The sequence below is a fragment of the Kitasatospora sp. NPDC059803 genome (genome assembly GCF_042732255.1).
Lineage (GTDB): Bacteria > Actinomycetota > Actinomycetes > Streptomycetales > Streptomycetaceae > Kitasatospora.
Window position 1 is genome coordinate 30,335 of sequence record NZ_JBHWIJ010000049.1, and the last position, 7,777, is coordinate 38,111.

A 7,777-nucleotide genomic window follows, 5' to 3' on the forward strand; every position below is an offset into this window, starting at 1 on the left:
TCTCTTCCCCACGGACGATCTTCACCACTCTCAGTGATCGAGGTACTTCGGCATGCGCGGTCTCTCCCGCCGGTCCCACACGCTCGCCCAACGCGCCGTCGCGGGCGTCCTGCTGTCGGGTCTGGCCGTTGCCGGCCTGATGGTCTCGCCGCAGCGGGCCGCCGCAGCCGACTGCGACGGCCAGAGCAGCGTGGGCGGCGGCAACTGCACCACGGCCCTGATCAACTCCATCGGTGCCATGATCGGCGGCTTCCGCAGCGCGGCCCTCCAGGCGCAGGCCGACAACGCCGCGTTCACCCAGGGCATGGCCAGCCAACTGAGTGCCGCGGCTCCCGGCTACAACGTCATGGTGTTCAAGTACGACGGCACCGACCTCTACGACACCATCTGGTTCCGCAACGTGTACGAGGCGAACATGAACGGGGTGCTGGTCGACACCACCGTCAAGCTGCAGCACCACGACTCGCAGGGCGGGCCGGCCGGCTACGACGACTTCCGCATCTGGGTCTTCGCGGGTGACTCGACCTTCACCAACAAGGGCGACGGCGGGTACGGGAACTGGGCCTTCGTCGGCTCCGACTCCGACCGGACCGTGAGCACCACCAGGTCGTGTGTGCTGATCCGCTGCGTCGACAGCAAGCGGATCATCCACTTCCCCGCCCGCGACATCACGGTCCCGGGCGTCCCCAAGAGTGGTGGCACCCCGATCACCGACACCCCGGGCACCCCCGGCATCCCCGCGCACGATGACGGCGATGACGGTGATGACGGCAACGACGACGGCAACGACGGCAACGACGACGGCGGCGACACCAGCACCACCCCGGCCATCCCCGCGCACCACGGCGGCGGCAAGGGCGGGGGCGGCAAGGGCGGCAGCGGTGGTGGTGCCGGCATCGCCGGGCTGCACCACCCCAAGGTGAAGAACGGCCGGGGTCTGGTGGTCACGGGGTCCTCGATCCTGGCCGCCGCCAGCGGCGCCAAGAACTCCGCCTGGCAGTTCACCTCCCTGGGCAACGGCCGGTACAAGATCACCAGCGCCGTCTCCGGGCTCGCGCTGACCGAGAACACCAAGACCTTCTTCGCCGAGGCCAAGCCGTGGACCGGCGCCGACGCGCAGAAGTGGCAGCTCGTCAGCGCGGGCGGCGGCCAGTACCAGATCCGGATCACCGACCAGGACTGCCTGACCTACGACGAGGACGCCAAGGCGCTCGGCGTCTGGACCTGCAACAACGCCTGGAACCAGCAGTGGAAGCTCCAGTAGCGGTCACCCGCGCACGCTGACCCGACGCACCCCGACCCGGCACCCGCCCGGGTCGGGGTGAGGCCGTATTCGAACAGTGCCTGGTGGCCGCCGATTCCAGCCTCCGATCACGCGGTGGTGTGGCCGGTGATCAGTTCCAGCAGGCGGTACACGGCCTCGTCCACTCCCGGGCGGTGTACGGCGACCACGGTGGTCTCCAGGTGGGGCGACTCTCCCCGCAGCGGGACCTAGGCGACTCCGCGCTCGTGACGGACTGGGCGATACGCGGACAGCCCTACGGCTGCCGGGCGTTCGTCGTCCTGCTGGTGTTCGGCATGGTCTTCGGTCTGACGGTCGTCGTCGCCGAATCCGTGATCAAGATTGGAGCAGCAGGTCGTTGACCCGGTACCTCGACCTGCTCCGCGACCGATAGGGCCCCGATTCTGCGGGCGGCTGCGCGCGAAGGCGCCGGGCTGGCAGGATCGCCCGCATGAGGATTCTCGTGCTGGGCGGTGGCTGGTTCCTGGGCCGGGCGGTCGTGAGTGGCGCGCTGGAACGAGGTTGGGAGGTGACCACGTTCACGCGCGGCCTGTCCGGTGTCCCGTTGCCCGGAGCGGTCGCGGTGCACGGCGACCGGGAGCGGCCGGAGGACATGACGCGATTGGCCGAGCACGGACCGTGGGACGCCGTGATCGACACCTCCGCCTCCGAGCTGTCGCCCCGCGCCGTGCTGGGTGGCACCCGGGCCCTGGAGCCGGTCGTCAGCCGGTACGTCTACGTCTCCACGGTGTCCGTCTACGAGGGCTGGCCCATCGAGCCTCTGACCGTGGACTCGCCCGTGCTGGATGCCCCGGCCGACGCCGGACCGGAGTACGGGCAGCTCCCAGAGGGGTGGACAGGCCCAGACACGTACTACGGACGGCAGAAGGCCGGCGCCGAGCGGGCAGCGACCGAAGCATTCGGCCTCACCCGTACGAGTCTGCTCAGGCCGGGCGTCATCCTCGGGCCCGGCGAGTACGTCGGCAGGCTGCCGTGGTGGCTGCGCAGGGCTGAGCGAGGAGGCCGCATCCTCGCGCCGGGCGATCCGGCGAAGTCGATCCAGCCAGTCGATGTGCGGGACGTGGCGGCCTTTGCGCTCGATCAGGCCCAGCGTGTCGGGCACCAGGTTCACAACGTCACCGCACCGGTGGGCCGCGAGACGATGGGCGGCTTCCTCCAAGCGTGCATGGACGTGACCGGCAGCTCCGGCGAGTTGGCGTGGGTCACCGATGAGGTACTGCTCCGCAGCGGCCTGCGCCAGTGGACAGAGATCCCGCTCTGGCGGACACACCCAGGCGTGTGGGCCGTCGACTCGTCGTCGGCGATCGCGGCCGGCTTCCCCCGTCGGCCGCTGGCGGAAACCGTCGCGGACACGTGGTCCTGGCTCCTCCAGGGCAACATGCCCGTTCCGCATCAGCGGTGGGACGAACACGGGATTGCCCCGGACAAGGAGCGCGCCGTTCTGGAGGGTGCCCGCTAGCCGATCTCCCCGTCGATGGCGAGCCGCACCGCGCCGGGTCCGAGGGTGCGCGGTGCGGCGACCAGCGTAAAGTCGTCGATCTGCTCTGCGAGGTCCCGCGCGACCAGGGCGTCGCGGAAGCTCGGCGAGGCCAGCTCCGCCCGGACCGCGTTCACCCGGCCTACGAGGCCGGCCCCGCGCCACTCCCTCGGCAGACTCAGTACGGGACGCATGGCCTCAGCGGCACCGTCGAGGTCACGCCGCATCAACAGGGCCGTCGCCAGGTCCGCGCCGGCTTGCGGGGCAACCGCGAGCGGTGTGGAGGCCGAGGACTGGGAAGCGATCAGTTCCAGCGACCGCCGGGCGGAGGCCTCCGCGCCGACCCCGTCCCGCAAGAGAAGCAGGGTTGTGCTGTTGCTCATGGCGACGCGTTCCACGCTGAAATCGAACTCACCTGCGATCCCATCGTGGAGATCGTCCACGGCGGGGCCTCGATCGGCCAGGCTTCGATCTATTGCTGCGTGGGCCTCCGCGGTCCGGCCGAGGTGCGCATACGAGCGGGCAGCGATTGCCGCCAGCCTCGCCTGGCCCGTGGCACCGACCCCTTGGAACGAATGGGCCCGCTCGATCTGGCGAACCGCCTGGGCGGGGTTGCCGCCCCAGTAGTACAACAGGGCGAGGTAGCCGTGGGCGTAGGCCTGGAGCGGCCCGTGCTCCGCCACCTGGCCGTACAGGGCAGAGGCACGCATCAGTTCGACTGCGGTCGGCATCGAGCTGAGATCGAACGCGCAGGCACCCAGGAGCGCCGATGCCTGGCCGGCGACGACGTAGAGGCGGCCTCGTTGGGACAACAGCTGCGTACGGTCGAGCATCACGGTGGCAAGGCCGAGCAGTTCCTTGGCCGCCATGAAGATCTCGTGGGGAGGGGTGGTGGTGTTTGCTCGGACCAGGCGTACCAGGTCGTCCTCGAGTTGGTCGAGGCTGAGGTCGGGAAGCAACTGTGAGGCCGCGTCGGCGGCGTGGGCGCGGGCATCTCGTGCGGTCATGGCGAGTTCTCTTTCATCGAGCACTGGAGTGGGTACTGCGCGCAGTACCTGTGCCTGCTCGTCGGTGCAGGGCGCGAAGAGTTCGTCGACGGGCTTGCCGTACATCCGCTCGAGAATTGCGGGTGCCGGGTGGTGAGGCCGGGCGACTTGTCCGGCACGCCACCGCGTGAAGCTCTTGTCCGTCAGAACGACGTTTCTGAAGGCGATATCCCCGGTCCGCTCGTAGAGGAGCGCTGCGACCCGCCTGTACTCGGCCAGGAAGCTCCGGAAATCCATGCGGGCCTCGATGACTAAGGCATCGAACACAGTGTTCATCGCGTCGCGGTCCCTTCGGGGCCGCAGCCCCAGCTGCGAACTACTTCATCCCCTTGCCTACCACCTCTGGACCGGTGGCCACACAGGTGATGCGGAAGTGTCCACGAACTGTCCGCAGCTTGTCCCTGGCCTCACCCGAACGAGGAGCAAGTGTCCCTGCTTCGTGGGTGGTTCTGTCTCCGCACCCCAGTCCATGGTTGATCCCCGTAAGCGAACTGTAACGGGGCGTCAAGACGCTCCTGATGACGGGAGCGATGCACATGGTGGCCGTCGAACAGCCGCGATCTCTCCACCACTGGGAGGCCACGCTGACGGCAGAGGCGGCCGCGGCTTCCACGGCACGCCGAATGGTGGGCTCAGTGCTCAGAGAGTGGGGATGGGAGAACGACCGGGCATCCGACCTGGTCCTCATCGCCTCGGAACTGGTGACAAACGTCGTTCGGCACGCCAGCCGGTCGCGCGGCAGTATCGGTCTGCACCTTCAGGAGACCGGCGGCGACTGCCGGATCGAGGTTCTGGACTACCGCCCTGACCTGCCGCTGCCGGAAACTCCGGTTGCCCGCGGCGAGTGTGGCCGGGGGCTGCTCCTCGTCCGCGAGCTAGCGGACGGAACGGGTGTGGTAACGACGGCCACGACAAAGAACGTGTGGGCAAGGGTCCTTCTTGCCGTTGACGATACGCCGAGACGCACTCCGTGAAAACCGTGATCAGACGGGCCATGAGGACCGTCGGCTGGCAGCGTCGCCGAACGCCGCCTACTCCCCGGTCGGCGCCCACCCGGGCCGAGGCGGAACGCCCCACCGCCCCGGGCGTCTTCACCCGCGAGCGGCCCTGGAGGCCGGCCGCACCGTTCTGGTGCACCGCCACCGCCTACTACGCCTTCGGTCAGCCGCTGACGCTGTGGACGGCGTCGGCGGCGCGCGACGTCCGGACGGCCGTCAGGGACGTCAGGGACGTCATCCACCACATGTGCGTCCTCGAACTCGCCAACCTGGCCGCCCAGATGGGACCCGTCTTGCCCTCTTCCACCCCGACAGCCGCGCCATCCTGCTCGAAGCCCTCCGGACCCACCACGGCCAGCCGGCCGCCCCGCCGATCGGGCGCCGCGAACTGTCCATCCTGATGTGCAGCGCGATGCTGCGCGCAGTCGGCCAGGAGTGGACCGAACAAGGTGACGTCTGGGCGCGGGTCGCAGCATGGTCGTCTTCCACTGGAACCGCGTCGGAATACCCACGGCAGACCAAGCGCTCCTCGCCCGCGCGGCCCGCAGCCACATCCTCGGCGCCCCCGCGCACATCCCGCCCGACCCCACCCTGGGAACAGCCGAGCAGCCGTTCCCAGCACAAGCGAGCCGCTGAAAACCGCGCGCAGGTCAGGAGCTCGGCTATCGAACTCCCGTCCCGGGCTGTTGGTTGAGGTCCATCCCGCCCGGGGCGGAGTATTACCCCTGCCGCACGGCAGGTACTCGCTGCGCCCCCGGGTGCGGCGGGAACAGCACCGCCCCTGCAAGTCGAACAGAGAAAGGACGCTGACCATGGGAGACGAGAACAAGGGTGGACCGAACGACGGCAAGGGCGGCGGGCACGCCAAGCCCGGCTCGCCGGCCATCGGCCCGAACCCCTCGAAGGACGGCCAGCAGCCGACCCCGGCACCGAAGCACAAGAAGAGTTGACCCCCGAACAGCAGCGGGCCGCATTGGTGGCGTCGCTCACCGACGCCGGTTCCCTGCCCCCCGAATGGGCTCCGGCCGTAGCGGCCGTGCCGCGACACGTGTTCCTCCCCGACACCATCTGGGCGGACGAGGACGGCGGCGACACCGAGTGCAGCCGGACCAAGGAACCCGAGCGGTGGATGCGGCTCGCCTACCGCGATCTGCCGATCGTCACGCAGTGGGACGACGGTGCCGAGGACGGCGACCACCGTACTCCCACGTCGTCGGCATCCATGCCCACCATGGTGGCCGAGATGCTGTCCGACCTGGACGCGGTCCCCGGGCACCGGGTGCTCGAAATCGGGACGGGCACCGGCTACAACGCGGCCTTGTTGGCGCATCGCCTGGGCGCCGAGATGGTGTCCACCGTCGAGGTGGACGCGCAGGTCACCGCGCAAGCCCGCGCCGCACTTCGCAGTACCGGCTGCACCCCCGAAGTCGTGTGCGGGGACGGCTCGCTCGGGTGGGGAGTACGCGCCCCGTACGACCGGATCATCTCCACCGTGTCACTGCGGGACGTCCCGCCCGCCTGGGTGGCTCAGACCCGGCCGGGCGGGGTGATCGTCAGCCCCGTCTCACCGCTGCTGGGCGGCGGGGCGATCGTGCGGCTCACGGTGGGCGACGACGGGACGGCGAGCGGTCCGTTCACCCGATCGGCGGCATTCATGATGCTGCGCCAGCAGCGCTACCAGGGCACTCCGGTGGACGACTACCTGCCCGGTGAATGGCCGGGCGACTCCGCGCAGTCCTGGACGAGCCTCGACCCCGAAGCCATCGGGGGCGACTGGCTTGCACAGTTCGCCTGCGCCCTCGCCCTGCCGGACGTGTACTACCGGCGCAACGAGTTCGGTGACGGCGGCTGGACGTGGTGGCTGTTCGACACGGCCGTCACGTCCTGGGCAACGGTCGACTCCGTGCCCGGGGAATCCCGGTTCGAGGTCCGCCAGTCCGGGCCCCGGCAGCTGTGGGACGAAACGGAGGCCGCCTACACCCAGTGGACGGCCGCCGGAAGCCCCGGCTACGAGCGGTACGGGCTCACGGTGACACCCGCCGGACAGGCGGCTTGGTTGGACGAGCCCGGCAATCCCCTCCCGGGGCACCGCAAGTAGAGCGGTAGCCGCGCTCCTGCTCGCGCAGAGCGGGAATCGGCTCCAGGTCGGGTCAGCAGTTCGGAACGGGGTCGGTCTCACTGGTGATGGCGGTGTCCTTCATGAAGCCGAGCTGGCCGTTGTCGGCGACGGTCATCAGCCAGCGGGTCGGGTGCGGCCCGCCGACCCAGGCCTGGTTGTCCTCCTTGCAGTAGAACCAGCTGGGGTCGGAGTTCATGTAGCCGACGACGGTGTCGGGGTCCGGGTAGATGTGGTTGTTGCCGACCACGCCGTACACGGGGGAGCCGGGCACGTTGTGGCAGTACCACCGGTTGCTCTCCCCGGGCCAGCAGTTGTCGGCCGCCGAGGCGGACGGCGCGGCCACGACGCCCAGGCTGACGGCGAGGGCGGTGGCGGCAGCGGCGGCGGTGGTCCTGGCGGCATGCACGGTGCTGAACATGTCTCACTCCTGGAGTTGTGCCTGCGAGTCGGCCCGGACCGCAGCATGCCCAGCAGTCCAGACATGTCACACATTCGATACGAGCGATAGCGCAAAGTAGCTGATTCTCGGGGGTTCGTGGCCGAACGTCTTCGATCGCACGCACGGACGTCGGGGCGGGTGTTCGCCCCTGCCGCATCACCCGTCGACGACGTCAGCCGCTGGCCCCCGCGAGGGACTGCCCGGCGAGGGCGGCCGTGCGGAAGCGGCCGCCGGGAAACCGATTAGGTGATCGCCGCCTGGTGCCGTACGGTCGGTACTACCGACGCGGGGTGGAGCAGCTCGGTAGCTCGCTGGGCTCATAACCCAGAGGTCGCAGGTTCAAATCCTGTCCCCGCTACCACGAACGCCGAAGGGGCGGACGCGCAGTGCGCGTC

The 7,777-nt window shown here is 69.5% G+C and carries 9 protein-coding genes and 1 tRNA gene; 8 read left to right on the plus strand and 2 right to left on the minus strand.

Features of this window, described 5'->3' with window-relative positions; translation table 11 throughout:
* The first annotated feature begins 52 nt into the window (after window positions 1–52).
* The 3 genes from ACFV6I_RS11275 (at window position 53) to ACFV6I_RS11285 (ending at window position 2,762) form a co-directional block, all read left to right on the plus strand.
* Entirely contained in the window at window positions 53–1,264 is a 1,212-nt protein-coding gene (locus ACFV6I_RS11275) for an RICIN domain-containing protein (RefSeq protein ID WP_380424609.1), read from the plus strand.
* 119 nt (window positions 1,265–1,383) lie between these two features.
* Window positions 1,384–1,644, plus strand: a complete 261-nt coding sequence (locus ACFV6I_RS11280; protein WP_380424611.1) for a hypothetical protein — start codon at window positions 1,384–1,386, stop codon at window positions 1,642–1,644.
* A gap of 89 nt (window positions 1,645–1,733) precedes the next feature.
* Entirely contained in the window at window positions 1,734–2,762 is a 1,029-nt protein-coding gene (locus ACFV6I_RS11285) for an NAD-dependent epimerase/dehydratase family protein (protein ID WP_380424613.1), read from the plus strand.
* Here ACFV6I_RS11285 and ACFV6I_RS11290 read toward each other — a convergent pair.
* On the minus strand, window positions 2,759–4,102 hold the full coding sequence (locus tag ACFV6I_RS11290) for a hypothetical protein (RefSeq protein ID WP_380424616.1): 1,344 nt from the start codon (window positions 4,100–4,102) through the stop codon (window positions 2,759–2,761). The two genes, ACFV6I_RS11285 and ACFV6I_RS11290, sit on opposite strands and share 4 nt — an antisense overlap.
* A gap of 260 nt (window positions 4,103–4,362) precedes the next feature.
* Here ACFV6I_RS11290 and ACFV6I_RS11295 point away from each other — a divergent pair, with 260 nt between their 5' ends.
* The 4 genes from ACFV6I_RS11295 to ACFV6I_RS11310 all read left to right on the plus strand — a co-directional run bounded on the left by ACFV6I_RS11295 (window position 4,363) and on the right by ACFV6I_RS11310 (window position 6,922).
* Window positions 4,363–4,800: an ATP-binding protein gene (locus ACFV6I_RS11295; protein WP_380424618.1), complete on the plus strand. Its 438-nt coding sequence runs from the start codon at window positions 4,363–4,365 to the stop codon at window positions 4,798–4,800.
* Between the two features lie 20 nt (window positions 4,801–4,820).
* Window positions 4,821–5,225 carry a hypothetical protein gene (locus ACFV6I_RS11300; protein WP_380424621.1) on the plus strand — a complete coding sequence of 135 codons (405 nt, stop codon included), beginning with the start codon at window positions 4,821–4,823 and terminating at the stop codon, window positions 5,223–5,225.
* A 411-nt stretch (window positions 5,226–5,636) separates the two neighbouring features.
* The gene (locus ACFV6I_RS11305; protein ID WP_159398702.1) at window positions 5,637–5,774 is read left to right on the plus strand and encodes a hypothetical protein; all 138 of its coding nucleotides are present in this window, start codon (window positions 5,637–5,639) and stop codon (window positions 5,772–5,774) included.
* Between the two features lie 86 nt (window positions 5,775–5,860).
* Complete coding sequence (locus ACFV6I_RS11310) at window positions 5,861–6,922, plus strand: methyltransferase domain-containing protein (protein WP_380424622.1); 1,062 nt, start codon at window positions 5,861–5,863, stop codon at window positions 6,920–6,922.
* 52 nt (window positions 6,923–6,974) lie between these two features.
* On the opposite strand, the gene ACFV6I_RS11315 is transcribed toward ACFV6I_RS11310, so the two are convergent.
* Window positions 6,975–7,361, minus strand: a complete 387-nt coding sequence (locus ACFV6I_RS11315) for a hypothetical protein (RefSeq protein ID WP_380424625.1) — start codon at window positions 7,359–7,361, stop codon at window positions 6,975–6,977.
* A gap of 305 nt (window positions 7,362–7,666) precedes the next feature.
* On the opposite strand from ACFV6I_RS11315, the gene ACFV6I_RS11320 reads away from it, so the two are divergent.
* Window positions 7,667–7,743, plus strand: a tRNA-Met gene (locus tag ACFV6I_RS11320).
* Window positions 7,744–7,777: the final 34 nt, after the last annotated feature.

Bases quoted from the DNA above. Each gene is read 5' to 3' on its own strand.
- ACFV6I_RS11275 (WP_380424609.1), top strand. From the start codon at position 53: ATGCGCGGTCTCTCCCGCCGGTCCCACACGCTCGCCCAACGCGCCGTC.
- ACFV6I_RS11285 (WP_380424613.1), top strand. From the start codon at position 1,734: ATGAGGATTCTCGTGCTGGGCGGTGGCTGGTTCCTGGGCCGGGCGGTC.
- ACFV6I_RS11290 (WP_380424616.1), bottom strand. From the start codon at position 4,102: ATGAACACTGTGTTCGATGCCTTAGTCATCGAGGCCCGCATGGATTTC.
- ACFV6I_RS11295 (WP_380424618.1), top strand. From the start codon at position 4,363: ATGGTGGCCGTCGAACAGCCGCGATCTCTCCACCACTGGGAGGCCACG.
- ACFV6I_RS11300 (WP_380424621.1), top strand. From the start codon at position 4,821: ATGAGGACCGTCGGCTGGCAGCGTCGCCGAACGCCGCCTACTCCCCGG.
- ACFV6I_RS11305 (WP_159398702.1), top strand. From the start codon at position 5,637: ATGGGAGACGAGAACAAGGGTGGACCGAACGACGGCAAGGGCGGCGGG.
- ACFV6I_RS11315 (WP_380424625.1), bottom strand. From the start codon at position 7,361: ATGTTCAGCACCGTGCATGCCGCCAGGACCACCGCCGCCGCTGCCGCC.